The organism is Streptomyces actinomycinicus (genome assembly GCF_016741775.1).
GTDB classification, from domain to species: Bacteria; Actinomycetota; Actinomycetes; order Streptomycetales; family Streptomycetaceae; genus Streptomyces; species Streptomyces actinomycinicus.
Genome location: NZ_JAERRK010000088.1, coordinates 1 through 379 on the forward strand (window position 1 = coordinate 1; position 379 = coordinate 379).

The 379-nt window shown below is 73.1% G+C and carries 1 protein-coding gene; it reads right to left on the reverse strand.

The annotated features are described in order from the left end of the window. Positions 1–379: AMP-binding protein (locus JK359_RS38620; protein ID WP_201844413.1), on the reverse strand; the 379-nt coding region annotated here is incomplete at both ends.

Genomic DNA, 379 nt, shown 5'->3' on the forward strand with positions numbered 1-379 from the left:
ATACCTTCGGGTCCCCGAGGTCACCCGGGCCCCCGGAGCCGGCCAGGTCGCCGAGATCGTCAGGGCCCCCGGGGCCACCGGGATCGGCCGCGGTGGGTGCGAGTGCCGTCACACCCGCCAACCGCACCTCCGCCAGTTGCAGTTCGGTCACCGCTCGGTCGTCGGTGAGCAGGAGACGGGCGCCGGTGTCGGTGAGGACGTGGCGGATGCGTTCGGCGGGGTAGCGGACGTCGAGAGGTACGTAGACGGCGCCGGCCTTCATCAGTGCCAGGACGGTGACGACGAGTTCCGGCGAGCGCTCGAGGAGGACGGCGATGGCGTCCCCGGGACGGACCCCCCGGCCGATCAGGACGTGAGCGAGCCGGCTGGCCCGGGAGTC